The 26,247-nt window shown below is 41.1% G+C and carries 24 protein-coding genes and 1 tRNA gene; 8 read left to right on the top strand and 17 right to left on the bottom strand.

Translation table 11 applies throughout. The annotated features are described in order from the left end of the window. Positions 1–2 precede the first annotated feature (2 nt). From KTO58_RS04680 to KTO58_RS04660, 6 genes are all read right to left on the bottom strand, one after another. Positions 3–470, bottom strand: coding sequence for a protein-disulfide reductase DsbD domain-containing protein (locus tag KTO58_RS04680; protein WP_157753185.1), 468 nt, complete (start codon positions 468–470; stop codon positions 3–5). Positions 471–482: 12 nt separating this feature from the next. Further along, a complete protein-coding gene (locus tag KTO58_RS04675) occupies positions 483–1,886 on the bottom strand; it encodes a RagB/SusD family nutrient uptake outer membrane protein (protein WP_095840508.1) in 1,404 nt (467 codons plus the stop codon). Positions 1,887–1,897: 11 nt separating this feature from the next. Then, positions 1,898–5,230, bottom strand: coding sequence for a SusC/RagA family TonB-linked outer membrane protein (locus KTO58_RS04670; RefSeq protein WP_095840509.1), 3,333 nt, complete (start codon positions 5,228–5,230; stop codon positions 1,898–1,900). A gap of 83 nt (positions 5,231–5,313) precedes the next feature. Then, positions 5,314–6,390 (bottom strand): FecR family protein, encoded by a 1,077-nt coding sequence (locus tag KTO58_RS04665; protein WP_095840510.1) that lies wholly within the window; start codon positions 6,388–6,390, stop codon positions 5,314–5,316. A 1,422-nt stretch (positions 6,391–7,812) separates the two neighbouring features. Beyond that, positions 7,813–7,944, bottom strand: a complete 132-nt coding sequence (locus tag KTO58_RS28755) for a hypothetical protein (RefSeq protein ID WP_255408029.1) — start codon at positions 7,942–7,944, stop codon at positions 7,813–7,815. 179 nt (positions 7,945–8,123) lie between these two features. Continuing rightward, complete coding sequence (locus tag KTO58_RS04660; protein ID WP_095840513.1) at positions 8,124–9,017, bottom strand: DMT family transporter; 894 nt, start codon at positions 9,015–9,017, stop codon at positions 8,124–8,126. A gap of 121 nt (positions 9,018–9,138) precedes the next feature. On the opposite strand from KTO58_RS04660, the gene KTO58_RS04655 reads away from it, so the two are divergent. The 3 genes from KTO58_RS04655 to KTO58_RS04645 all read left to right on the top strand — a co-directional run bounded on the left by KTO58_RS04655 (position 9,139) and on the right by KTO58_RS04645 (position 11,424). Further along, complete coding sequence (locus tag KTO58_RS04655) at positions 9,139–10,557, top strand: aminotransferase-like domain-containing protein (protein ID WP_095840514.1); 1,419 nt, start codon at positions 9,139–9,141, stop codon at positions 10,555–10,557. Between the two features lie 109 nt (positions 10,558–10,666). Next, a complete protein-coding gene (locus tag KTO58_RS04650) occupies positions 10,667–11,212 on the top strand; it encodes a DUF2975 domain-containing protein (RefSeq protein WP_095840515.1) in 546 nt (181 codons plus the stop codon). Positions 11,213–11,214: 2 nt separating this feature from the next. Beyond that, positions 11,215–11,424, top strand: coding sequence for a helix-turn-helix domain-containing protein (locus KTO58_RS04645; RefSeq protein ID WP_095840516.1), 210 nt, complete (start codon positions 11,215–11,217; stop codon positions 11,422–11,424). 168 nt (positions 11,425–11,592) lie between these two features. Here the strand turns inward: KTO58_RS04645 and KTO58_RS04640 are convergent, their stop codons facing one another. The 6 genes from KTO58_RS04640 to KTO58_RS04615 form a co-directional block, all read right to left on the bottom strand. Beyond that, on the bottom strand, positions 11,593–11,934 hold the full coding sequence (locus KTO58_RS04640; protein WP_095840517.1) for a LytR/AlgR family response regulator transcription factor: 342 nt from the start codon (positions 11,932–11,934) through the stop codon (positions 11,593–11,595). A gap of 132 nt (positions 11,935–12,066) precedes the next feature. Continuing rightward, complete coding sequence (locus tag KTO58_RS04635) at positions 12,067–12,315, bottom strand: LytR/AlgR family response regulator transcription factor (RefSeq protein WP_095840518.1); 249 nt, start codon at positions 12,313–12,315, stop codon at positions 12,067–12,069. Beyond that, positions 12,315–12,929 (bottom strand): sensor histidine kinase, encoded by a 615-nt coding sequence (locus tag KTO58_RS04630; RefSeq protein ID WP_095840519.1) that lies wholly within the window; start codon positions 12,927–12,929, stop codon positions 12,315–12,317. The genes KTO58_RS04635 and KTO58_RS04630 overlap by 1 nt, the downstream gene beginning before the upstream one ends. Before the next feature lie 213 nt (positions 12,930–13,142). Beyond that, positions 13,143–13,227: transfer RNA gene (locus tag KTO58_RS04625), tRNA-Ser, on the bottom strand. A gap of 166 nt (positions 13,228–13,393) precedes the next feature. Beyond that, positions 13,394–16,018 (bottom strand): phosphoenolpyruvate synthase, encoded by a 2,625-nt coding sequence (ppsA, locus tag KTO58_RS04620; RefSeq protein ID WP_095840520.1) that lies wholly within the window; start codon positions 16,016–16,018, stop codon positions 13,394–13,396. A 25-nt stretch (positions 16,019–16,043) separates the two neighbouring features. Continuing rightward, positions 16,044–16,499, bottom strand: coding sequence for a MarR family winged helix-turn-helix transcriptional regulator (locus KTO58_RS04615; protein ID WP_095840521.1), 456 nt, complete (start codon positions 16,497–16,499; stop codon positions 16,044–16,046). A 252-nt stretch (positions 16,500–16,751) separates the two neighbouring features. Here KTO58_RS04615 and KTO58_RS04610 point away from each other — a divergent pair, with 252 nt between their 5' ends. Together KTO58_RS04610 and KTO58_RS04605 are read left to right on the top strand one after the other, a co-directional pair. Further along, the gene (locus KTO58_RS04610; RefSeq protein ID WP_095840522.1) at positions 16,752–17,555 is read left to right on the top strand and encodes an SDR family oxidoreductase; all 804 of its coding nucleotides are present in this window, start codon (positions 16,752–16,754) and stop codon (positions 17,553–17,555) included. A gap of 60 nt (positions 17,556–17,615) precedes the next feature. Continuing rightward, positions 17,616–18,524, top strand: a complete 909-nt coding sequence (locus KTO58_RS04605) for a helix-turn-helix domain-containing protein (RefSeq protein ID WP_095840523.1) — start codon at positions 17,616–17,618, stop codon at positions 18,522–18,524. Positions 18,525–18,593: 69 nt separating this feature from the next. Here KTO58_RS04605 and KTO58_RS04600 read toward each other — a convergent pair whose 3' ends face one another. Further along, positions 18,594–19,556 carry a helix-turn-helix domain-containing protein gene (locus KTO58_RS04600; protein ID WP_095840524.1) on the bottom strand — a complete coding sequence of 321 codons (963 nt, stop codon included), beginning with the start codon at positions 19,554–19,556 and terminating at the stop codon, positions 18,594–18,596. Positions 19,557–19,638: 82 nt separating this feature from the next. Here KTO58_RS04600 and KTO58_RS04595 point away from each other — a divergent pair, with 82 nt between their 5' ends. Next, positions 19,639–21,246: an FAD-dependent oxidoreductase gene (locus KTO58_RS04595; protein ID WP_095840525.1), complete on the top strand. Its 1,608-nt coding sequence runs from the start codon at positions 19,639–19,641 to the stop codon at positions 21,244–21,246. A gap of 211 nt (positions 21,247–21,457) precedes the next feature. Here KTO58_RS04595 and KTO58_RS04590 read toward each other — a convergent pair whose 3' ends face one another. Beyond that, on the bottom strand, positions 21,458–21,718 hold the full coding sequence (locus KTO58_RS04590) for a hypothetical protein (protein WP_157753187.1): 261 nt from the start codon (positions 21,716–21,718) through the stop codon (positions 21,458–21,460). A gap of 37 nt (positions 21,719–21,755) precedes the next feature. On the opposite strand from KTO58_RS04590, the gene KTO58_RS04585 reads away from it, so the two are divergent. Then, a complete protein-coding gene (locus KTO58_RS04585; RefSeq protein WP_095840527.1) occupies positions 21,756–22,559 on the top strand; it encodes a hypothetical protein in 804 nt (267 codons plus the stop codon). 7 nt (positions 22,560–22,566) lie between these two features. Here KTO58_RS04585 and KTO58_RS04580 read toward each other — a convergent pair whose 3' ends face one another. Then, complete coding sequence (locus KTO58_RS04580; RefSeq protein ID WP_095840528.1) at positions 22,567–23,178, bottom strand: FMN-binding negative transcriptional regulator; 612 nt, start codon at positions 23,176–23,178, stop codon at positions 22,567–22,569. A 76-nt stretch (positions 23,179–23,254) separates the two neighbouring features. Here KTO58_RS04580 and KTO58_RS04575 point away from each other — a divergent pair, with 76 nt between their 5' ends. Then, positions 23,255–24,733, top strand: coding sequence for an aminotransferase-like domain-containing protein (locus KTO58_RS04575; protein ID WP_095840529.1), 1,479 nt, complete (start codon positions 23,255–23,257; stop codon positions 24,731–24,733). Positions 24,734–24,796: 63 nt separating this feature from the next. On the opposite strand, the gene KTO58_RS04570 is transcribed toward KTO58_RS04575, so the two are convergent. After that, on the bottom strand, positions 24,797–25,183 hold the full coding sequence (locus tag KTO58_RS04570) for a nuclear transport factor 2 family protein (RefSeq protein ID WP_095840530.1): 387 nt from the start codon (positions 25,181–25,183) through the stop codon (positions 24,797–24,799). Positions 25,184–25,322: 139 nt separating this feature from the next. Then, positions 25,323–26,192: a helix-turn-helix domain-containing protein gene (locus KTO58_RS04565; RefSeq protein ID WP_095840531.1), complete on the bottom strand. Its 870-nt coding sequence runs from the start codon at positions 26,190–26,192 to the stop codon at positions 25,323–25,325. Positions 26,193–26,247 lie beyond the last annotated feature (55 nt).

Raw genomic sequence — 26,247 nt, 5'->3', positions numbered from 1 at the left:
TTTTAATTTTTTTTATCTATTTCTTTCAATGAAATGCTAAATGAATACACTTTAGCAGGCAAACATTCTTCTTCTGTGCAAGCCATATAGATAACACGACATTTTACAGACTCAATACTCTTTTCCTTAAGGCGAATAACCTGCACAAAATTAACAGTACCACTATAGTAATATTGAAGACCATCTGAGGAAATTCGTTGCTCTTCTTTTTTACCTATTTCTTTTAATACTCCAATGCGCTCTATATTATTATCGAGTTCGATGTGTGTGGGGATCGATATTGCACCTTCTGGTTGTGATGACGCATAAATATGCCATCCATTTTCGACGGTAGCTCTTAATATCAAGAGAAAACGCCCTTCATTGATCTGTTTGATATCAGAGTGCCATTTGACAGGGTTCTTCGCCTGAGATGAGGCCTCTTGACGAAAGAATAAGAAAAATATCGATAAAGTATATATATATTTCATTTCCATTTAAGTTTAATATCCAGGATTTTGTTTCAAATTAGGATTGCGATTTAAATCAGATTCAGGTAAAGGCCACAATTTTTTATATGTAGCCCAGATCGCACCTTTAAATGTGGCTTCTTTGTGCATTATACTATCTACAACATCTAAACGCTTCATATCAATCCAACGATGTCCCCATTCACAGAAGAATTCTCGGCGTCGTTCCTCTACTATTGCCTGAAATGTCAATTTTTGTGATGATGTTTTAAATATCCCCAAACCAGCTCTATTCCTAATTAAACTTATATCTTCTGCAGCACCCGCCAATTCACCCAGGCGGCAACGTGCTTCTGATCGAATCAAATATTGTTCTGCCAATCGTAAAATAGTTGATCTTTCAATTGGAGTATTAGATATTGCTAGTTTGTATTTGTTAGGAAAATATAATGTGTCTTTAGGACCTGCTGTAAATATTCCAACCCAACTCTTCAAACGTCGATCTCCATCTTCAAATGCCTGCAGAAGATGTCGACTCAATGAAACATCTGGGTTAGGCTGATTGATTAGCAGATATTGCCCTTCGATTGTGGCATAATTAATAGAGTTATCAAAACTAATAGCCACTTGCCAAATTGCTTCAACACTATTTACAAGGAATACTTCATCCAACATTGCCAACCCATATCTCACATCATTAATAACTTGAGTAGAATATTGTTCTGCAAGCACATACTCTCCAGCAGTAAGGAATACACGCGCAAGCAATGCACGCACAGCCGCTTTGTTTGGACGTACTCTATCAACGGTTACTCCGTTAGTATTTCCATTCATATACTCGGAGCTTATTAGCTCCTCAGCTCGCTTTAAATCCGTAATAAGATTAAGTAAAATCTCCTTTTGGGACAGGCCTGGCAGTTTCTGATTGACAGAATAATCAGTAGTAACTATATACGGTACAGTTCCATATAATTCAATTAAATAATAAAACCAGAATGAGCGTATAAAAAGAGCCTCTCCAGACAATTGTTTTTTGACCTTCTCATTAAGTTTATCTGATTTTTGCACTCCTTCTAGTACAATATTTGCCTCATATATATATGTAAAAGGCACTGACCACATCGAACTAGGATTTATCGCATTTCCATTCATAAAATTCAGGTAATAATTGCGATAATTTGAATTCTGATTTTGCAATTCGTCTGAATAAACACCTGATATCTTTGTTAAATCTAGCCCAACTGAAGTACCCTCATTACCTGCCATTTTGTAATATATAGAAGTTAAGGCTGCCGTGGCCGTGGAAGCATCTTTGAAAACTGTTTCGGCAGAAATCTCTGATTTAGGAGGTGATATCTCTAGCATTTTTTTGCAAGATTGAACAGTAAATACAATCGGCAGTATAAGTAAAACATTTACTTGCTTATTAATAATCATAATTTACCTGATTAAAGTTTAACTTGAATTCCTAAAGTATATACTCCAACCGGAGGGAGGCTATTCCCATTTACCTCTGGATCAAGCATAATATTGTTATTCTTAGCAAGTGTAAATAAGTTCTGTCCTTGAAAATATAGACGGACCACACCTAATCCCATTTTACGACACCAAATATTAGATATCATATAACTTATCGAAACATTTTTTAGACGAATGAAACTAGCATCTCCATATCCTGCAGTACTTTCCGTTATCAAATCATCACTAATAGTTGAAAAGGACCTATATACTACATCACTATTCTGCGCACCAACCTGCCAACGTTGCAAAACAGAAAGAGGCTTATTACTAGCAATACCTGCGTTACTAACAATGGTTTTTATCGGTTTAACTTGCTTCACAAATTGAATTAGTATATCAACGGACCAGCCTTTATATCGAAGGCTATTTGTCATGCCACCATAGAAACGCTGGCCATATACTTGATAAACGCTTTTATCCTCTTTGTAACTAATTATTTCATCTCCGTTTATATCTTTCATAATATATTTCCCCGTTTTCGGATTTATTCCTTCATATTGATATACATATGCCCCTGTCAAGGGTCTATCTAATGCAAAACTCGTTGCATAAGATGATGCTAGAAAGTCCGGAAATGAAACCAACTTATTCCTTGGTATAGTCAGGTTTAAAGAACTAATCCATTCTAATCCCTTACTTCGACCATTGATACTTTCAATTTCTAATTCTATTCCAGTGTTTTGTAACACAGCTGGTAAATTAGCTTGGACGGAGGTAAATCCAGTCGTAGATGGAAGGGCATATCCTATTAGTTGATTAGCTGTTCTATTACGATAATAGCTCCCCCTTACCATTAATCGATCTTTCAAGAAGCCCAATTCAATACCTCCTTCTAGCTTCTTCATCTCTTCCCAAGCATAGTTAAAATTACTTAGGCGAGCAGCCCAAAGTCCGCTTACTCCCTGATAGTCGAGTACATTTAAAAATGTATTAAAATATTGATAATCTCCTATCTGGTCATTACCGCTAGTTCCATAGCTTAATCTCAATTTTCCAAAACTCAGTATTTGTTGCCTTTTTAACATTCTTTCTTTAGAAAAAATCCATGCCGCTCCCGCGGAACCAAATGTTCCGAATTGCTTTCCTGGACCAAAACGCGAACTCCCGTCTCGTCTGGCAGTTAAATTAATTATGTACTTTTCGTTCAGAGTATAGCCTATTCTACTATATAAACCTATATACCGATACAAAGAGTGCTGATAAAAATTCTGCTGCGTAGAGGTTGCTGATCCAGGATTATCCATTAAATCATCGCTTGCAAAACCAGTCGCCGTGAATGCTCGCCCCTCTTGTTCATTCTGTTGATAAGAAAAACCAATAAGTACATCTAGCATACCAGTACCTATACTTCGATTATAATTAAGCTGTGGTTCGATTATCCAAGAAGCCAACTGATTGTTTGTAAATGTTACAACACGTTGACTAAAAAGATTAGGTTGTCTAATAGCACTAAACGGATATTTATTTTGCTGGTCCGTACCCATTAAATTATAACCTATACTTCCCTGAAGTGTAAGACCAGGAAGTATTTTATACCCCATTCTGAGATTAGCAAGCAAATTATTGGTTTTCGCTTTTGCAGTATTTCTCATTATGGCATATGGATTTATTAGAAGATTATTTTCCCAAGTAACATTTCCACTATTATCCAGCCAAGCGGGCATATTAGGTGGCAAAAAGCTATATACACTTATATCTTGAGTAGGGGATAAATTGTTATTAACTATATATGATGTATTAAAATTCAGGTTAAATCTTTGATCTGACGAATTGTGACTAATTCCAGTATGGACACTCAATCTCTTGTCGTAAAAATCCCCGGGAAAAACAAATCCATCTTGATGATATCCCATTCCCATTGTGAATTGGGTCAACGGGTTTCCTCCTGAATATGAAATCTGTGCATCATGTGTTACTGCACTTTTGCCAAATAATTCCTTTTGAAAATTTGTATATCGTGTAGTGTCCCAAGTTCCATTCACATCATAATCTGATAAACCCGGCATCAGCTTATCATTGCGAAAAGCTTCTCTGCGCATCATCAGATACTCGTTTGTATGCATCAACTTTAGTTGACGATTTACTTTTGAAACACCGGTATAATAATTCAAAGCCAACTCCCCCTTTCCTGCCTTCCCCTTTTTTGTAGTTATCAATACAACTCCATTTGCACCTCTACTGCCATAAATAGCTGTTGCATCAGCATCTTTTAAAATATCAATTCTTTCGATGTCATTTGGATTTAAACTGTTCATGGGACTAAGCCCTCCTCCAGCCCTATCATTTCTACTTGCATTTATACTCATACTCGTCGATGTGAATGGCACACCATCTATGATATATAATGGTTCGTTAAGACTTCTCAGACTACTTCTTCCACGAATCTGTACGCGCAAACTACTACCAGGGACTCCACTTGACTGTTCAATATACATTCCGGCAATCCTTCCTTGTAGCGCCATTAATGGATCACTAACTGGGGACTTCATAATATCGGTGGCTTTTATACTACCGATGTTTCCTGTATTAAACTCTCGCGTGGTAGTATAATAGCCCTTTATCACGACTTCGTCAAGTTTGGAAGCAACTGTTGATAGCGTTATTCTCAAATTACTTTTACCATTTGCAGATACTTCCTTAGCCGCAAATCCGATCAAACTAAACATAAGTGTTACGTCACTGGGCGTGTTATGCAACACGAACTTACCATACTGGTCTGTATAAGTAGATTTTGTGGTTCCTTTTACTACCACAGTCACACCCGGCAGTCCCATACCAGTACTATCGACTACACTACCCGTCAAATTCTCGGATACTTTCACTGAAGAATCTTTAATCGGCTGCTCAGTTTTTTTTTTGCCCACAGGCTCCTCCGCTTTAGGAAGCACAATAATGGACTTTTCTCTAATCAAATAAGACAAAGGCTGATCTTTGAAAATAATATCAAGCGCTACCTCTAATGGCTTCTTATATATATTCACCGTAAGAGGTTTCGCTGTCTGTATCCTACTATCCGAAAAGACAACGGAATAGCCAGTTTGCTTCCGGATCATGAGCATGACTGACTCCAGCGGCTCATTTTTTACATTCAGTGTAACTTCCTCCAATCGAACCGCTCCAATTACCTGGGAGTTACTAACCATGCACAGCAGGATAAAAAAATTGATTGCCAGACCGAATATTAGCCTATTTATTTCCAGGCAATAGCCTCCAGTTAGGTTAGGCCTATGGCCTCCCTTCCTATGAACATGGTTATTCATATGCGTATAAGTTTACACCTGGGCAACGAAATGCCTGTATCTATATCTACAGATACTGAGATTCTAGCCAGGTAAAGAATGATTTATTTGATTATTATCTTCCGCCCTTCCATGGTAAACTTCAATTGCTTTTCGCTAGAGTATTCCAACAGGCTTAATATCTTTGACAACGGCGCACTTCTCTCAGTGGCCAATGTAAAATTATCATCAGGTAGGTCGTCATATACGAATTCAACATCGTACCAATGTTCCAATTGAGGTAAAATATCAGATAATCTGGCACTCTGAAAAAGGAATTCTCCTTCTTTCCATGCAATAGCTGATCGTACATTAGCCTTTCGAACAGCAAACAGGGCTCCATAAAGGACTGACTCTTCACCAGGCTTCAGGCGTTTGGGCTTATCACCCTTCGTGTATAATTCAATGCTACCTTTTACTAGCGTCGTTACCATAGCTGCTTCGGGATAGGCATGTATGTTAAATTCCGTGCCCAATACCTTTACCTGTTGACCATTTGAAGTGATTACAAAAGGATGTAGCGCATCTTTAGCAACTTCGAAATATGCCTCTCCTACAAGATCCACTCTTCTTTCCGGACCGGTAAAATGTGTCGGATAAGTAATCGTACTACCAGAATTGATCATTACTGAGGTTCCATCAGGAAGTAACACGTTGAACCTGCCACCATTGGGAATAACGATCCGATGCATTCGAACCCTATCGGTTGTATTTCCCTTATATGCATAAGCTATCTGTCCATTCCCATTTTTACAGACCATTACTCCTTCATCTTCTATATAATCTCCCATATTAATAGCACTTAAGTTAACAGTCCGTCCTCCCGGCAATTTCAACAATACAGCTTTCCTGCCAGGAACAGTACTATATGCAGCTATCTTACGATTGATCATAGGGCGATAACGGAAATAGCTTATGGCCACAGCAATGCCTATTAATCCAATTATAGTGGTAACAATTACCAAATAAATCCTTTCTTTCCTTCCCGGATTAACTCTTTTCCATAGACGCCAATCAATTATTTCCTGCCCCGCCTTATCCGACATATTATCCAATAGTCCATCTACAATGTCATGTTCGTCTGCTGTGCACCTTCCCTTTTCATATTTCCGTAAAAGTGTTTTCAATTCATCAGGATTCATATCTTGGAGCCGTTTTATTAACTTAATCCTTAATTATTACACGCGTGCTCACTTTACTCCTGGCATAGTTATACGTTATCATTGAACATTCAATTATACATGACACAATTACACCTTATCAAATAATCAGTTTGCCCTTAATCGGTCATGAATAAACACCTTTCCAACTATTTGGTCTTTATATTATCTCAGATACCTTCTTAAGGTAAAAAGGAGCACAAAAGATTGGAAAAATCACCTCTACATTCCAGCTATTCAAAAAGTCAGTCGACGAATATTTTCAGTATGACAGTCTTATCTTATTTAGATCTTGGATTGGATATGGTACGTCACGTCCCCACCATTATTTAACCCCTACACTTTTGATGTTGTTTAATTAGTAGTGTAATATTTTTCTATTAACATGAAGTTAACTTACTTCTAATTTCATTCGTTTAACTTGAATTCTGTTTTGCCCAACAAACCACCGATCTCTTCTCTCTAATATTCATGTTATTATTTACCGCTACCAAAGGCAACCATGTCTCACAAACTGAATACTTATCATTCGTCAGGCAATTGCCTAACTCGCTTACCATTTGGAGGAACCTCTCATATAATACCTTGTTTGGCAAAACCCCGTCTCTAAAATAGTTTTCTAGCATAAGGACAAATTTTATTAATGTATTCGGTATGTTTAGTACTGTTCTTAATAGTCATTGAACTAGAAAGGACATACCAACCAATCAGCATAAATAATCATAATTCTAAAAAACTATTTCTTTTACAGAGTGCGTTAATACAAAAGTATTATCTGATTTATTTTCAACCGGGCATATTATCGATGTATTTTCTGGCATATTGTAGCAAAGAGCCTCTTCAAAAAAACATGCGTATAGCTCTCTTTATAGAAAACCATACGCATGAAATACGTTTGAACCTTTTAAAGGCTACTTTGCCAAGTCAGTTCTTTGACAAAAGATACTGAAAACATCAAAACACCAGCTCAGAACCATCTTGCTTAGGAACTTCATTTGACAGCTAATTCAGTTTACAAATGATATAAAAAATCTTTCGCGGTACGCAACATTTGATACTTCTGTACCCCATCAATACAATAGTCTTTGTATTATTCTCATGCGGAATATAAACTAATTGAAAGTTATCTTCCCTGATCATCTCCAATACCTAATCCATATATGTTTCCTTCTCAAGGTTAGTACAAAATGCTAAAATCACCTCTTCGCAGTATTCGGTTTCCGCGCTACTTTGTTGCTACACATTTTCATCACAAAAGGAATTTATTATTAATCAGCGTGCCTATTCAGTCTCACTCCTACGCTACGTGCATTGATATTAACTATCGCCATAATTATATAAGCCAGCTTCTCCTTTCCAAATAATGCCAAAGCCCGGTCATGCTAATACAGTAAGCACAACCATTTAGCTGAGCAGCTCTTTTTTAACCCGTCCCAGATGTAAAAGGGAAATTCTTTTTTTGATAATACTATCTAACTCGATCATGACTTTGTACGCGGCAGGCAAATACTCCTGCATGGCTAGTCTCTTTTTCATGCTTTAATTTTATATTAGGCCACTAGTCCAGCTAAATATAATAAGAAAACCTACAATTGAGATTTCCCGTTGCTCTATGAGGCCCCAAATGCCACAGTATTATGTCGTATTGAAATTCATTGCATGCTACTACTTTGTGTTTACTCCTGGTTCAAATCAACTAATTTTCCCCCTGCTTATTACCTCCTCGCAAACCTCCGGGACCCGGCTACACAAAAGATAACACAAACAGTAGTTACCAACATACCAGGACTTATCTGCTCATGAAGCAAAGTAGCAGCCAAGGCCAATCCGAAGAATGGCTGTAATAATTGTAACTGCCCCACGGCTGCAATACCTCCTTGCGCCAGTCCACGATACCAGAAAACAAAACCTATCAGCATGCTGAAAAGTGAAACGTAGCCAAGTCCTGCCCAGGCGGCAAAACTGATCCCTGCAAAAGATGGTGGCATTAAAAAAAACACCAGTGGGAGCATCAATGGAAGGGAAAGTACCAGTGCCCATGAGATGACCTGCCAGCCTCCAAGTGTCCGGGAAAGTGCTGCCCCTTCCGCATATCCTAATCCACATAATACAATTGACAAGAGCATTAATATATCGCCCGTCGGAGAGGCAGAAAGTCCCTGTGCGACGGCAAACCCAACTACCAGCAAACTACCCAGTATTGAAAAGCACCAAAAGGCAGGATGCGGGCGTTCTCCGCCCCGGAGTACAGCAAAAACAGCAGTAGCGAGTGGAAGCATTCCCATAAATACCAAAGAATGAGCAGATGTCATATGCTGTAAGGCCAACGCGCTTAACAACGGAAAACCTATCACACATCCGGCAGCTACGACTCCTAGTGAAAAGAGTTGCGACTTTTCCGGGCGTTTTTCCTTAAAAATAAGAAGTACTCCAAGCGCCAGTAGCCCCGCAATACCAGCCCTGGTTACAGTTACAAAATCAGGAGACAACTCCCGGACAGCAGCTTTTGTAGCCGGCATTGAACCACTGAAAAGGAGTACGCCAATGAATCCGTTTATCCAACCACTGGTCTTATACTGTATTGGTTTAGCTAATAATGTATTGTTCATGATAAGCGACAGTTCTAATAAATGAAGTTCAATCGACCCTAATGCAAAAGTAGACAGTCAGGCACAATAAACACAGTCCCAGTTTTTGATATTTAAATGGACACAGTTTATATTTACAACTATGAACAGGGATTTTCTTTATAATGAAATAGCAGAAGGGATCGCAGGACAGATCCGGAGTGGCGTATTAAAACCAGGAGACAGGCTACCGTCCGTCAGGTTACTCTGTCAGCAGCATAACGTAGGGATGAATACTGCCAAAAGAGTCTTCCTGGAACTGGAGGCGCAATCGCTAATCGATGCAAGACCTCAATCGGGTTATTTCGTTAGTCAGCGTAGTTTCCGGGAATTACCTCTTCCGGAGACCAGTCGCCCATCTGTATTAGCAGCAGAAGAAGAACCCAATGAGCTCGTCAGTAAAGTATACGCTAATATGGGAAGAAATGATCTCACACTTCTTTCCATCGCAGGCCCTTCAGGTGATCTGCTACCGCTGGCAAAATTGAAAAAAGAAATTATCCGTGCCAATCAGGTACTACAAACCGGTGGTATTGAGTATGAATCCGTACAGGGCAACCTGCAATTACGCCGAATGGTGGCTCTCCGATCTGTGGAGTGGGGTGGTAGCTTACATGAAAATGATCTGATCACCACGGCCGGGGGGATGGAAGCACTCTCCTTCTGCCTGATGGCGCTCAGCAAACCTGGCGATACGCTTGCGATGGAAAGCCCCTGTTATCCCGGCATATTGCAACTGGCTGTGAGTCTGGGATTGAAAGTACTGGAGTTACCGACCCATCCGGTTACAGGTATTGAAATAGCGGACCTGAAGCATGTAATTTCAAAAATTGATCTCTGCCTGCTTGTTCCCAATTTCAATACTCCACTAGGTAGTTGTATGCCTGATGAAAATAAAAGGGAGATAGTGACACTACTGGAGAAGCATAATATACCGCTTATTGAAGACGACGTATATGGAGACCTGTTTTTTGGATCGAAAAGGCCGAAATGTTGCAAATCATATGATCGAAGCGGTAATGTGATATGGTGCAGCTCTGTATCAAAAACACTTGCTCCAGGTTACCGGGTAGGTTGGATAGCTCCGGGAAAATTCAAAGACAAAATCATGAAGTTGAAGCTGGTGCATGTTATCTCTTCTACTACCCTTGTACAAGAGGCTGTTGCCAATTTTCTGAAAACGGGTAAGTATGAAAGCCATCTCCGTCAGTTCAGGCGAACTTTAGACAACAATTGTCAAAATTATATCCGTACTATCGCCGAGTATTTCCCTGAAGGTACAAAAACCAGCCGCCCACAAGGTGGACTTGCCCTATGGGTCGAATTTGATAAAGACGTTAATACCGCCAAGCTATATGACCTGGCTATAAAACAGGGTATCAGTATAGCACCCGGGCGAATGTTTAGCCTTCAGGACCAATTCCATAACTGTATGCGGCTGTGTATCGGATTACCCTGGTCGGAAACATTGAATACTACTCTAAAGCATTTGGGAAAACTTTCGACGCGAGAGTTCAGGTAGCGGTCTCTATTATCCCTATTCAGGAAAATATACACACAAATCAATTAATTTTTATTGTTTTTCAATAAATATATTTACCTTCGCTATGTTATTCAAAAACTGAACAGTTATGCAAACTAACACTCAACTGATGTTGAAGGTATTGTCCGTCCTTGCATGGATCATTTTCATTGGTGTATGTATTGAGGCTGGCGCTTTTATTACCAATGCTTTTTTTGCGCTGGTGAAGCCGGGTATTGTAAACCGTCTCTGGCAACAAGTCGACCTATCTGCTCTCTTTAAATATGACAGGAGTTACTTTTTTACAGAAATGTTGATTATGTCCATTGTAGGGGTAATGAGAGCCTATTTGTTTTATGTGATTATAACGATGTTACATAATAAACACGTTAATCTTTCTCAACCTTTCAGTCATACAATCAGGCGCTATATACTTAAGCTTTCATACGCAGCCCTGGCGATCGGTTTATTCTCCTGGTATGGCGTAGAGTACGCCGAATGGTTGATAACACAGGGCGTAAAAATGCCCGATACACAATACCTGCGTTTAGGGGGAGCTGATGTATGGCTATTTATGAGTGTTATTCTTTTCGTAATTGCCCAGGTATTTAAGAGAGGGATAGAAATGCAAACAGAAAATGAATTAACTGTATAAGTATGCCGATCGTAGTTAATCTTGATGTGATGATGGCAAAAAGGAAAATGTCTTTAAATGAGCTCTCTGAAAAAGTCGGCCTGACATTGTCCAATCTGTCCATACTCAAAACCGGTAAAGCAAAGGCTATAAGATTCAGTACCCTGGAAGCTATTTGTAAGGTACTGGACTGCCAGCCTGCTGATATTCTAGAATACAAAACTGAAGAATAAGGCCTCCCAACACTTCATTTTTCACCATACAATTTCTATGAATGAAAAAGGCAAAATGTTTTTTTTGCATAGGCTTGCTATCGCTCTGAATTCAAAGCTAGATCAGAAAAAAATACTTTTCATACAAACTACACGAAGAGGCGGATTAACTATACGGAAATGCGCCTGCTACAATAATTTGTCTTTGATAACCTGCAAAAAGAACTCTTTGTAGGAATCCCCGAAAGGAATGTTCAGTTCCTGGACCCTGAGCGACAGGTGCCCGGAAGTAACCGCTTTTATCTTTTCGGTATTGACGATATAGGAACGGTGCACCCGCAGGAATTTGGGAAACGGCAGACGCGCTTCCATTGCTTTAAGGCCCATCAGTACCAATATCTTCTCACCGCTTCGGTGAATAGCGATATAGTTCTTGACGCTTTCAATAAAGTCGATCTCGGAGAACATGATCTTAATCAGCTTCCCTTTGGTTTCTGCACGCACGTAAACATGATCGTCGTGAACGTCCATGTCGCTGATTTGCCGGACTGCATGAGCCGCAATATTCCCGGAAGCCTTCTGAACTGCCTTGACGAAGCGGGGTAGCGAAACGGGTTTGAGCAGATAGTCCGTTATATCAAGCTCATATCCTTCCAGCGCATATTACGGGTGAGCAGTAGTTATGATGATCTGGTAGCGTACCTCCAGGGATTTGATCAGGTCGATACCGGACATTTCTGGCATATTGATATCTACAAAGATCAGATCAATTTTATGAGTGGAAAGAATATCGATAGCCTCCAGCGCACTTCGTGTTGTTGCTACCAGGTTGAGGTACGAAACCTTGCTTATATGGTGTTTAAGCACCTCAATGGCCGACTGCTCGTCATCAACTATTAAACACTCAATCATTAATTATGGATACTTAGGGTTACAGAATACAGCTTATCGTCCTGCTCTGCATGCAGGTTATAGCCATCTTTATAGCTCATGGCAAGTCTCTTTCGGATATTATCCATACCTATACCGTAGGATCTTGCTTTTAGGTTTTTACTCTTTTTATTGCTGACTTTAAATGACAATCTCTTGGCTTCGGCTTGGTAATTCAGTTCAATTAATACCGGATGCTCCTTACTGGTAATATCGCCATGCACGTTAAAGTCAAGACTCAGATCGTCGTATCTCAGCCAGTTAATTTCAATAACCCTTTCGATCTGCTGCACTTCATCGGCCACCAGGATATTACCGTCCAGGTCTTCGGAATTGTCCACGCTGTACCGCATCACCTCGGCAAGGGTAAGAATGCCGTTGGACAATTCTTCAGAAACAGTCAGTGACTTGGAATAAAGGAAGTTCAAGGCATTATAGAAAAAATGTGGATTGATCTGGGCCTTTAAATAGTCGTACTCCACTTTGGCCTTCTGCCGCTCCAACAGGGCCTTCTCTTTCTCGTTTTTGATTGCTTCTTTGGCGTACCAATATCCGGTCCCCATAAGAGAGAACTGAAACCACCACCATAAGTTCATGTAATACAGTTGCCATAGACCATATGGTTTATGCTCGGGATAACCGAAAAGAGTAAAAACGTTGCGATAAAGATATAACCTGATCAGAAAGGTAATAATTGTGAGCAGAAATAAGGCGAATGCATGCCAGAAGTAATTCTTGATTTGGTGTCAACTTATTTCAGGACCACGCATATGAAAAAAAAAGGATGACTTTTCAATCATCCCTTTCAGCGGAGAGAGAGGGATTCGAACCCCCGGACCTTTAACAGTCAACGGTTTTCAAGACCGCCGCAATCGACCGCTCTGCCATCTCTCCGGCGCAAATGTACAATTCCTCACCGATTTTCCAAATTTGGATGTACTTATTTTTATATTTTCTGTAGTGTTAATGTCTGATTGTTATTGTATAAACTCAATAAGGTAAGGCTCAACACCATTATGACGCTTTTAGTGAAAAGGATATTATCGGCATGGATATATGGCTACAATATTTCAATATATCCATCTGTTCCGTTGAGTCGTATCTGCTGGCCATCTTTTATCAGACTGGTAGCACTTTCCACGCCTACCACCGCGGGCAAGCCATATTCACGGGCAATTACTGCTCCATGGGTCATCAATCCTCCGACTTCAGTAACAAGTCCTTTTATTGATACAAACAAGGGTGTCCAGCTGGGATCGGTAAAGGCAGTCACTAATATATCTCCCTGTTCAATATCGGCGTCCTCCATGCTGGAGATGACACGCGCCCGTCCCTCTATGATACCTGAAGAAACCGGAAGTCCTATAATAGCGTTTGCAGGTAAATGCTCCCGCTTATACTTTCCTCTGATAATCTCACCTTCAGAGGTCATAACACGGGGGGGGGTCAATTTTTCATATGACTTATACTCATCCTTCCGCCTGGCAATCAGCTGATCATCCAGTTGATGTGTACGTACTACTTCTTGCAACTCATGAAAGGAAAGAAAGTAAATGTCTTCTTTGTCAGCGATTATATTAGCTTGCACAAGTCGTTCACCTTCTTTCAGCAATGCCTGCTTGTATATAAAATATGTGCTGACGATATTGTATTTCGGGTATTCGCGATAGCCACCCAGATTACGGATCACACGGATCATTTCCCTGGTTTCATTGGCTTTTTGTTCACCATCTGGTAATTTCCTTAACCGCTCTAGTAATTCCTGTTCTTTATTTATAGCTTCTTGTTTGCCTTTTTCAAATCGCTGCTGGCTGGCACCAGGCTCGATATTCTTGATATTACTTAAGATGACAGGAACTAGGGTAAGCGGCCTTTCGCTCCAACGTGTCCTGGTAATATCTATCTCTCCCGCACATCGCATACCATACTTGCTGAGATAATCCTCTATGGCACTCCGGACTTTTTGTCCGCCATTAAATACCATCAATTCTTCCAGAAAGTTGTCGCTCTTCGTCTGTTGTAAAAAATTAATTATCTCAGGATATGGACGGATCAAATCAGCTACGTCCAATAGCGCCAGCCCCATTTCCGAAGTGACATTATTGGACAAGGACTGGGAGAGGATGTCGGCGGCATTCTTCTCTCCCAGCCATTCCTGCATCTTTTCATTGATCCAGGTAGCAGCATCCATAGGGGCCATAATCACTCCAAAGCTCTTTGGATCGAACAACCGCTGTTTTAGCAGACGGATATCTTCCAGCAAGAACTCAAATAGTTCTGGTCCTGATTTATCCCGGATGTTCTGCTTCAAAGCCTCCACACTCTTCTCACTGCTTCTAATCAATTCCTCTACAATTGCAGTATCTCCATCAACTTGGGTACGAAAACCAGCAGGTGATGCTATCTTTCTGCTATTATTAGTATCGGTTTCAGCTTCCTCATCCGGTAACAAGTTCAGGAAACCCTTTCGCCCAATGATGTTTGTTAACGCATCTCTTATTAAAGGATCAGATTTACCCAATACATTTATCAGCGTATTCCTTCCCGTTGGCGAGATCAGATCAGCTGCCACGTCTACAAATAGTCGTGCACCGGCATTGAAAAACGGCCTGTTTACTGCTAACTGGAAAAAGGAAAGTCCCAATGGTTTCATTGCATCCGTCATCATTTGCTGATGACCAACAGAGATATAAACATGCATGTCTTCATCATTTGCTTCGGGAATCGGAAATAACGTTGTGATCGGGCGGCTCTGCACAATATAAAATGTATCATCCATCAGGCACCATTCTATATCCTGTGGATAGCCGAAATGGGCTTCTATCTTCCTGCCCATACCTTCAAGTTCCAAAACCTGGCTATCTGTCAATGCCGGTTTGTTCTGTTGATCCGCAACGATCTCCTGTTCTTCAGTGCCACCATCTTCCAACGCATAAACTGCTCTCTTTTTAGCGGCTACACTACTATCTATGATCCGCCCGTCACGTACTTTATAATTATCCGGGTTTACTAACCCGGAGACCAGTACCTCGCCTAGACCAAAACTAGCATCAATGGATGATACTTTTCTGTTGGAAGAGAGCGGATCAGCTGTAAACAAAATCCCAGCCACCTGGGGGAAGACCATTTGCTGCACTATTACGGACAAATAGGCTTTATGATGATCAAATCCTTGTTGCATACGATACGTGATTGCTCTGTCAGTAAATAACGATGCCCAACACTTACGAATATGCTTCAGCACTGCCTCTTTACCTATAATATTCAAATAGGTATCATGTTGTCCTGCAAAGGATGCAGTAGGTAAATCTTCTGCAGTTGCACTGGATCGGACTGCATAAGCATTTTTTTCATTAAGTCTTGATAGAAAACGGCTGATCTCTTCTTCCATATCCCGTGGAATACTTACAGACATTATCTCCGTACGGATCTCGTTACCTAGTTTACTGATCCCTGCTCTGTCTCCTGCCCTCATCGAAGACAAGTTATCTAACAACACTTTGATCCGCGATGCGTCTGCTATGACCTTTTTGAAAACGTCTGTAGTTACACAAAACCCATCCGGCACTCGTATTCCTTCGATCTTTGTCAATTCCCCGAGATTAGCGCCTTTACCTCCAACCTTTTCAACCTGGCTTTTGTCCGTCTCCCGGAAACCTAATACAAATGAATGCGTAGTGATCATATTCTATATTTTCGTGTTAATGCAATTATTTATCATTGAGTTTATTAGTAGTCTCATTCATTATTTCAATAGCTCTCATAAAATAGGTCTCTATTACTTTCAGATCCTTGCTAGAGAATGAAGCAATAAGTTTTTCCGACTCACTTCGGAACTCTCTGTAAAGCGGTTCCAACAGTGCCATTATATTTTTAGTGTTAGGCTCAATGATCACTTTTCGCCTGTCGTCCTCAGCAAATCGCCTTTTTACTAACTTCTTCTTTTCAAACCGATCTATCAGCCCTGTAACAGCCCCGGTAGTCAGACCTGTCAAACTTGATAGTTCTCCTGCCGTCATTTGGCCTTTTTGTATCAGAAAACCCAGGTATTTATGATCTGTACCTGAAAGACCGGCTTTCCGACCGATGGATTCATGCATCTGCAGAGAGCTGTAAGCATAGTGCTGACTCAACTTTCTTATATGTGCAAGTATATCATTGTCCATTTTATATCTTATTTGATAAATATCTTAGACACTAAGATAATAATAAATAAGTAGTATGTACAAATAATTCTCTCAGATAGTTAGTGGTACAACGGTCTACGCCGCGTAAAAGCCGAAGGCCCCAAAAAACAAACAACTGATAATCAATAAAAAAGGGGAATAAGGTCATTTTGACTACAATCAAACTCAATTTGGTTACGTGGCAGTTTTTCGCCTGCTGCAATTTTGTGTTATCAACTTAAAACGACAAAAATGCAAAAGACAATATTTATCACTGGTGCATCAACAGGTTTAGGAAAGGCAGCTGCCAAATTGTTTCAAAGTAAGGGCTGGCATGTCATTGCCACTATGCGTAATCCGGAGAAAGAAACAGAATTATCGGGATTAAGCAATGTCACGTTGCTACCCCTGGACGTTACTAATCCCGCTCAAATTCAAACTACTACACATGCTGCTATAGCACAGGGCGTTGATGTGGTATTTAACAATGCAGGTTATGGCTTGATAGGACCGCTGGAGGCTCTTACCGATGATCAAATCACCAGGCAGCTTAATACGAATTTATTGGGCGTAATCCGTGTTACACAGGCTTTTGTTCCTTATTTCAGGGAAAAGAAAAGCGGACTGTTCATTAGCACCACTTCTATCGGCGGGCTGGTGGCTTTCCCTTTAGGTTCCACCTACCACGCTACCAAATGGGCATTGGAAGGATGGAGTGAAAGTCTGGCTTATGAGCTAAATCCTTTCGGCATAAACATCAAAACGGTATCTCCCGGTGGAATTGAAACAGACTTTGCAGGTCGCTCTCTGGATCTGTCAACAAGTCCGGCGTACGAACATATGGTACAATCGATGATGGCAGGATTCCAATCTATGATGCAATATGCATCGTCTGCAGCACAGATTGCGGAGGTGGTATATGAAGCCGCTACAGATGGCAAAAGCAAACTGAGGTATGTAGCTGGTGATGATGCAAAGGCTATATATGCTGAACGGTTGCAATTAGGCGACGAAAGTTTCAGAGAGAAATTCGGTCAACAATTCTTTGGCAATTAATTATTCCGGCTACACAGATATCAACACCTGTGTAGCCTTCTATTTTCGTATTTTTATATCATGGAAAAGAAAGCTCCGCTACGAATTTCATCTATTTCGGAATTGCACGACATCCTCCGGTTTCCCAAACCGGTGCATCCTCTGATCAGCCTGGGTGATAATTCACAAATACCAACGGATATTGCCACATTAGATCGCCCGTTCTTCCTGAATTTCTATAAGATCTCGTACAAATACTCGACAACCGGGAAAATGGGCTATGGACAGGGCTATTATGATTTCAATGAAGGAGGAATGATGTTCACCGCCCCCAATCAGCTATTATCTGCAGAAAACGGGGCAGAATATTATGGCTATACGCTTCTGTTCCACCCTGACTTTATCCGGAATTACCCACTGGGGAACACAATAAAGAAATACGGTTTCTTCTCTTACGATACAAATGAGGCCTTACATCTTTCTGAAAAAGAGAAAAACGTGATGATGGGACTGTTTGAAAATATACGGGATGAACTCAATACATCTATTGATGAGATCAGCCAGGATGTGCTGGTATCTTATATTGAAGTGTTGCTCAATTATAGTAACCGATTTTACAAACGTCAATTTATTACGCGGAAAGCTGTTAACAATGATATTTTAGCCAAAGTAGAACATTTATTGGATGACTATTTCTCCGGTCAAAAATCTTTGGCCGGCGGACTTCCTACTGTAGAATATCTGGCGGCTCAGATCAATCTTTCATCACGTTATCTAAGTGATGTGTTACGGTCTCTAACAGGACAAAACACCCAACAGCTCATTCACGAAAAACTTATTGAGAAAGCCAAAGAAAAATTGTCTTCCACCGTACTGTCCATCAGCGAGATCGCTTACGAATTGGGGTTTGAACATCCACAATCATTCAGTAAACTGTTTAAAGCCAAGACTCATCTATCTCCTGTAGAATTCCGTCAATCCTTTAATTAGATACTGGAAGATATATAGCTTTCTGGGGAGTACCGTTGACCCTTATTTCCACTTTTTAGGACTTGCATTCTATTTCCTCAAGCTGTTTGGAGGAATTCCAAATTTCTTCTTAAAAGCCCGCTGAAAGTGCTGGGAGTGTGTATATCCCAGCTCATAGGCAATTTCTGACATCGTTTTTTCTGTCTCTTTAATCAGCTGGTGCGCCTTTTCCATTCGTAAATGTTGTATATAGTTTAATACAGAAACACCAAAAAATTGCTTAAAGCCGGCCTTAAGCTTATACTCATTCAGCTGGGCTTTCTTTGCCAATTGAGCAAGTGTAGGTGGCTGTTGGTAAAATTGGGATAAAATTTCTGCTGCATAGTGTAATTTTTCGATATCGCCCTCTCTCAATTTTATACCTACACTCTCCTTTGGTTTGTGTAACATCGACTCCCATTGCAGGCAAAACAATTCGTTAACGAGGCTTTCAAAATATAGTTTCTTTAATTGTTGTTGTTTAGGCTGTTCCCAAAGGTGATTGAGAATACGGGCAATACGTTCAGAGAAACGATTGTCCGGCGATTGATGAAAAAGCGCCTTTCCGGCCGCCAGTTGCCGAGCCACGTATGAAAATTCAGGCAGATACTCCTCAAATAGTTCGATGGCTTTACTTACGGGCATATATATGCTGATGAACCTGTATTCACCATTTTCCACTAGCTGATTTTCTTCCAGTGAATCCGGATTGAACAACACGCTGTGGCTGCCTTGTGCAATGATACGGCTTTCATACAATCCTCTTTGCGTTTGTAAAATGCTCCCTTTCACAATAAAGTTGAATTCTACCCATCCCGGACTATTGTAATGCTGCCAGGCGGGTGTATCTCTTACTGTAGTCATCCGGGCGTCTGTAATGATAAAATCCTGTCCTCTATAGAGTTGTAATATTCCCGTTTTGCCCCCAATCTCCCCTTCTACCACCAGACATTCAAAAAGTTGCACTTTCTGAAATATCTGCTCAAAATCATTATGTTGACTTTTTCCGTCCATTTGTTAATGATGGTACATTTTAATCCGTTTTGTGCACAAACGCAGGTGGCATTCTGGCCGAATTTTGTATAAAATTAAAAAAATGAAACAAAATATTGGCATTCAGCGTACCCAGGTCCTGATTGTTGGAGGAGGCATCACCGGGCTTTCAGCAGCGCTCTTTTTGGCGCAGCAAGGTATAGCATTTATTTTGATCGAAAAGCACAAAGGTACTTCTATTCATCCGCGGGCCAGGACGATAGATATACGGACGATGGAACTATTCAGAGGGTTGGAATTACACGAGGTATTACGTGAAGGAGGAAAAGCACTTGCGCCGGCTTGGGGTATATTAAGGGGTAACGACCTGGCAAGTACACTTGCTACGACGCGATCCGAGGTTATCGGGAAGAGCAATTTTCCCAGTCAACTGGCGGTCATGAAAGCGTTAGCCGATAAGTCGCCGGAAACGGTGTGCAGATGTACACAAGACATTAGTGAGGCTATCATACGTCAGATAGCCGAGGGTAAAGGCATGGATCTGCGCTTCTATCATGAAATGATACATTTTGAACAGGATGAGACCAAGGTAACGGCTTCCATAAAAAACAGGGCAAATGATGACATATATACGATACGCGCAGACTATATGATCGCTGCTGATGGCGCGAATAGCGCTGTACGCAGGAAATTAGCAATTCCTACTACCGGTGCAGGTTCATGGACAGACCTATTAAATATATATTTCGACGCAGATCTTGGCCCACTAGTGAAAGGAAAAGAATTCAGCCAGTTTCTGATAGAAACGCCTGAGATTACAGGGTTTTTACTCGCCATTAATAATCAGAACAGGTGGACATTCCATTTGCGATTTCATCCGGAAAGCGGAGAATCTCCCGCAGACTACCCCACAGATAAATTAGTCGCGCTCCTCAGGAGAGTAATTGGGATCAAGGACCTTGAGATTTCCATTATTAGTGTATTACCCTGGCAATTAACAGTTAAGATTGCTTCTTACCTGCGGGTAAATAATATCTTTATTGCCGGCGATGCCGCCCATACCATGACGCCATATGCAGGAAAAGGTGCCAATACAGGTATTCAGGATGTTCATAATCTTGCCTGGAAACTGGCAGCGGTTTTAAGACAACAGGCAGGCAGGCCCTTACTAGATACATATAATGTGGAACGCCAGCCCGTAGGTGCATTCTATGCTAATCTATCCGGAGAAATGGCAGACAAAAACGGATTGATAAATGAGGTTCCATTAATGGACAATGCAGTTAAACTCTTTGGGATACCCGATTACCATTATCAGTCATCTGCAATAGTCGGTGCTGGCAGCAAAACAATTGCCCCCCTTTCGGGAGAGCCTGGTACACGAATGCCTCATTTATGGGTGGATGAAGCACAATCCCGATCTACGCTCGATTGGGTAAAAGGCCGGTTCATACTAGTGGTAAATGATCAAATTGATTATTGGCAGTCCGCATGTGATCTTGTACGAGAACAAATGGGTATATGCATTCATGTGATCTATTGGGAATCTTCTTTTGTGCTAGAGAAATGGCAGACAATCACGCAAACTACCTCTTCAGATGCCTTGCTGATAAGACCCGATGATTTTGTAGCAGCGAAACTGACAATCAACGAACCGGTTGGGCAATTGATACCACTATTACAGCAGCTATTGAGTTACTATCAAAAATGAATCTGCCTATTTCCGGATCACTTGCACATAGATTAGTTCAGTCTTTAGCAGGCAAAGATCCCTGGTATATAGCTATCAAAATTATCTGGTGTAAGCAATACCAGGCCCTCCGGAACAGCTAATCCATCCGGTATAGCGAAGGCGATACCCATTCGGCAATCCTTGGCTTCCAGCAGACTCAAATATTGCTTCCGGTACAGCGGTTCCGACGTTATTTGGACGGATAATGCTTCCATATCAGCATATGCCAGAGTTGTCCTGCGACAATATCTCCGATGTCATTACGCAGCCGGCATACTACTTTAGCATCTATAGCACGGTCCAGAAAAAATTGCGGGGCTGCATCCCGGTCGCCAGGCCAGGGTTCATTTACGCTACGCATACGGGCGCGGGCATCGTAGGTGAACAGTACATTGGCATGCATTTGCATTAACACTCCCGGAGAGAAATATGTGGAAAGAAGAACAGACATAATAAATGATAATCTCTCAAATTACTAAATTTGTAAGATGACGACTATAGAAGCCCTCATTACTGCCGCCCGCCGCTATTGCAAAGACAATTTTAATTATTGGGCCAACCGTTATGCCAAAGAACGTACTGGCTCAAATTACCCAGTTTACTCTTATTCAGACGGAGACTACGATCTGTTTCCCCGTTATAACGTGTTGGATGCTATCCTGGCAGAGGTAGAAAAATTAGTTGGTATCCAGGATACCGACCTGGCTGCCTGCCGGCAACAATTAATAGAGATTGGGCTTACTGCTCAGTCAGCTTTAACCACCGGTAAAAACAATCAAATAGAGAAGGCAGCTATCTTGCAGGAACGTGAAAAATTTGTAAAATATATCTCTGATGTTACCCTCGGCGAACTAGGGTTGATCGACCCACTGCCTCATCGCAGACGACTGCATATGAACGAGCAAGCAATTGTTGCCTCGCAGCTCCATAATTACTGGAATTATGATGGCAATTATTGGGACCCTATAGAGCCTAAATGTCCCTCCGAAATATTGTTCATCGCTGCTGCTTATCTGACAGAGGATGACCATAACTTTATCAGGACGATGGCCGTCAGCGATAATATGTATCTGCTTGAAGTGACTGAAGAAGGCGCTTATACGGAGATTGCACCTGGTGAGATCAACCTGGCCAGTTATGAAACTTTTTATTGTCCGGAAGACTATAGCTGGTGCATATATATTTCTCACGAGGCTACTATTACCTTTGCAGGTACGGCACTGCTTTCTTCCCTCAGGAAATACTTTGCTAGCAGAATAGACCTATTTGGTCAGTGGCCTTCCTATTCCTAAAGAGGCATTATTTTGATATCTCTTTCATATAACCTGCAATAAGGGCTTCTACCCCATCACCGCTTTTTTCCAGGTGTATAGCGATTCGCTGGCGTTCTACCAGACTTTTATTCTGGCTAAGTTTCTTACTACCCTGCAAGTCCGTTACTTCGATTTCAAAAGCGACGATCGCTTTCATCATTCCTTTTTTATATCTGTCTGAGAGACTCTCCCATTGTGAAAGATAGTCCGGCTCATAAGCTGTGATCATATGCCGGAGTATGCTTTCCACCATACTTTCATCGCTTATTATCCTAGCCTTTCCATAAGCATGTACTGCCATGTAGTTCCAGGTAGGTACGCTCTCTTCTTTATCATAAAGAGAGGGAGAAATATAGGCATGAGGTTCGCTAAAGATGACCAATATAGTAGTGTCTTCTATACATTTTGCCTGTTCGTTTGCTGCAGCAAAATGAGAGACCAATAGTAGCTTATCTCCATATTCGTTAACCGAAAATGGCAGGTGAGTCGCTATAGGAATGCCATCTTTAGTACTTACTACAGTGGCAAAACTGTATTGTTTCATAAATGCGACCATTTCGCTGTTGTCGTCAAATTGAAAGTGATGTGGTATGTACATACGTCGCCATTTTTTTGTATTGACAATACAAACGTAAGGCTATATTGGATTACCTTTATAGTCCAATATCAATAAAATGAATAGTCCAATTTCATTTATGTTATTTGCAGGCATTACCATAAATCACCATACAGAAAGGGCGATTTACCTGCAAGTGGCAGATGGCATTCTGGCGCTGATCAAAAGTGGGAAATTAGGTGCTGGACAAAAATTACCAGGTAGCAGAGACATCGCAAACATTTTACATATCAACAGGATTACTGCTGTTAAAGCACTGGAGGAATTGCAGCTCCAAGGCTGGTTAGCCAGCGCGGTAGGCAAAGGCACCTTTGTATCTACTCACATTAGCACTCACGAATCGGCACAACCAGCTGCATTACAACCAGCCCATCTCCATAAGAAGGCTGGATTTGTGATACGACCGATAAAATACCTTCGCAGCATACCGGACATACCTATCCCGGAACTGCATCTAGACGATGGATATCCGGATCCCAGGCTGGCCCCTTTGAAGGAGCTTCATCGCGCTTACCGAAACCAACTTAACAGGGGTGGTTTATATCAGAAGTTTGGCAGCTATGGCGATCCTTCTGGTTCTGCTTATTATAGACAATCTATATCTGAACACCTGCATGTAACACGGGGTCTTACAACCACAGCTGCTAACGTCTTGTCAGTAAGGGGGACTCTAATGGCCATTAACCTGGTATGTGATGCGTTGATCGCTCCCGGAGATGTGGTGGTGTCTGCCATTCCCGGATGGAAAAGAGCGGAACATAACATTATTCACGCCGGTGCAAAACATATTGGGATAGCAGCAGATGAACATGGCCTGGTAGTAGATGAACTAAAAAATATCTGTAAGAGGCAGTCCGTGAGAATGGTTTATATCACGCCACATCATCATTATCCAACGACGGTACCATTACGCATAGATAGAAGGCTGGAGTTACTCCGGCTTGCCAACGAATATGGATTTATCATCCTGGAAGATGATTATGATTTTGATTTTCATTATAAACACCGGCCATTATTTCCGCTTGCCAGTGCCGATGAAAATGGTATGGTGATTTATTGTGGCTCTTTCAGTAAAGGCTTCTCTCCTGCTTTCCGTATAGGATACCTGGTTGCTGCCGAGAATGTGATCGAGCACCTTGCCAAAGTTCGCGTATTGCATGACAGGCAGGGAGATCATATTTTAGATAATGCTATTGCCGACATTATCAATGACGGCACCATACAGCGATATTTAAGGCGAACTTTACCCATATACGAACAAAGGAGGGATCTCTTTTGCAAGCTATTGCGCGAGGAGCTGCGAGATTCGACACAGTTCACGATCCCCGAAGGTGGTATGTCTATCTGGACGATGTTTGACCCATCTATTGATCTCGAAAGCTTATCAAAGAAAGCCTATCAAAAAGGTTTACTCATCTCTGACGGAAATGCACATAATTATCCCAATTATAAAAGTCATGCGATCAGATTGGGTTTCGCCTCTTCTAATGATAATGAATTGATTAGAAGTATTGAGATCCTGAAGACATTGCTATAGCATCAAGCCCGGAGGGGGAATATACCATCCCGGGCTTGCGCTGCTACTATCATCGTTGGATGGCTATTTGTCGTACTTGTGAAATAATTTGGTAACGATCTTCCATTCACCGGCTATTTTGATCAATGAATGGTATTCCGTGAAACTATCCATAGTCGCATTTGCTTCCACTTCGTTTCGAACGATAGCCGTTGTTGCTGTCTTATGTAAAACCGTGAGATGAGATCTTATTTGAGGGGCCGTTCCTGCCTTGCTGACCGAAATATAAAGGTTTTCAATGGCGCCTTCAATTAACTGTTGTCCCCAGTAGCCATACATGATTGCATCCTTATGAAAGACTGACTGAAGCAATGCTGTATTTCCATTTCGCAGGCCTTCTATATAAGTGTTCATCGTAGTAATTATCGACTCGTAATCTTGGACTGAATTGTTATTTCTGTTGAATGTCATTGTGAATCATTTAGAAATCAGATATATTTTATCTCTACGATACAAAGGTAGATAACAGCGGAGCCAGTCTGTTTTCCAAACGGTTCACAATTTTGTTCTATAACGTCCAATTAGTAAAATGTGCCTCCACCTGGCTATATCAATGATATCTATAGGAAGAAGGTGGCTTACCATGGAAGACTTTGAAGACACGTGAAAAATGCGATATATTTTCGAATCCCAGGGAAAAGCAAATATCTGATACTGAAAGTTGGGTTGTTTCCAATAGTTCTTTTGCTTTATTCAAACGTTTTTCCCTGATCCACTTGGCTGGGGTTGTATTGTAAATCTCCTGGACATCTCTTTTGAAACTTGACAGACTCCTGCCGGAAAGGTATGCCAGCTCGTTAAGTGACGCAGGAGAAGTATAATGTTCTTCCATGATATGCCGTATGTCTGTGGGGATGGGCTCCTGGAATTCCAGCATGCACATAAACATATTATGGCTGTCTACAGCGAGATTGTACAACATCTCCATTATTTTCAGCCGAAGCTGCCCTTGATGAACAGTATAAATACCTGAAAAGTAGTGTTTTACAGACTGCGCAAAAGTTATAAGGCATTCGGGCATCGGGCAGACTTCTATTTTTATTACGTCCTTCGTTCTCCTGGGAATTTCCATTTCAACAGATACCAGAAAAGCTTTGAGCATTTCATTGGTTATGCCAAATACCAGGCTATCATAGATATGGCTTTTATCAGGGTTACCTTTTATTTCAAACTGCGCAACTGTTGCTTTCTTTAAGAGTATCATCTCATGTTTTGTCAAAGCAAAGGATTCGGTCCCGTAAGTAAGCGTAAGTGATCCTTCCAAAATTAAAAAAAGTACGTGTTCTTCCAGGAACAACGTACCTTTTTCCTCTGCATGATGGAAGCATTGCTCAATTACGGAATAGCCATCAAGAGATAAACTATTGGGTGATGTGGTATTTTTCGCTAACTGAGTAGGTACTTTAATTATATTTTTCATTACTTTATCAATCGCACTTTAGAACACCTGAAGGTTGACTGCCTATAAAGTTATT

It is taken from the genome of Chitinophaga pendula, assembly GCF_020386615.1.
Taxonomy (GTDB): Bacteria; Bacteroidota; Bacteroidia; order Chitinophagales; family Chitinophagaceae; genus Chitinophaga; species Chitinophaga pendula.
Note: the sequence above shows the minus strand (reverse complement) of the source record. Positions and strands in the feature narration are given on the sequence as shown.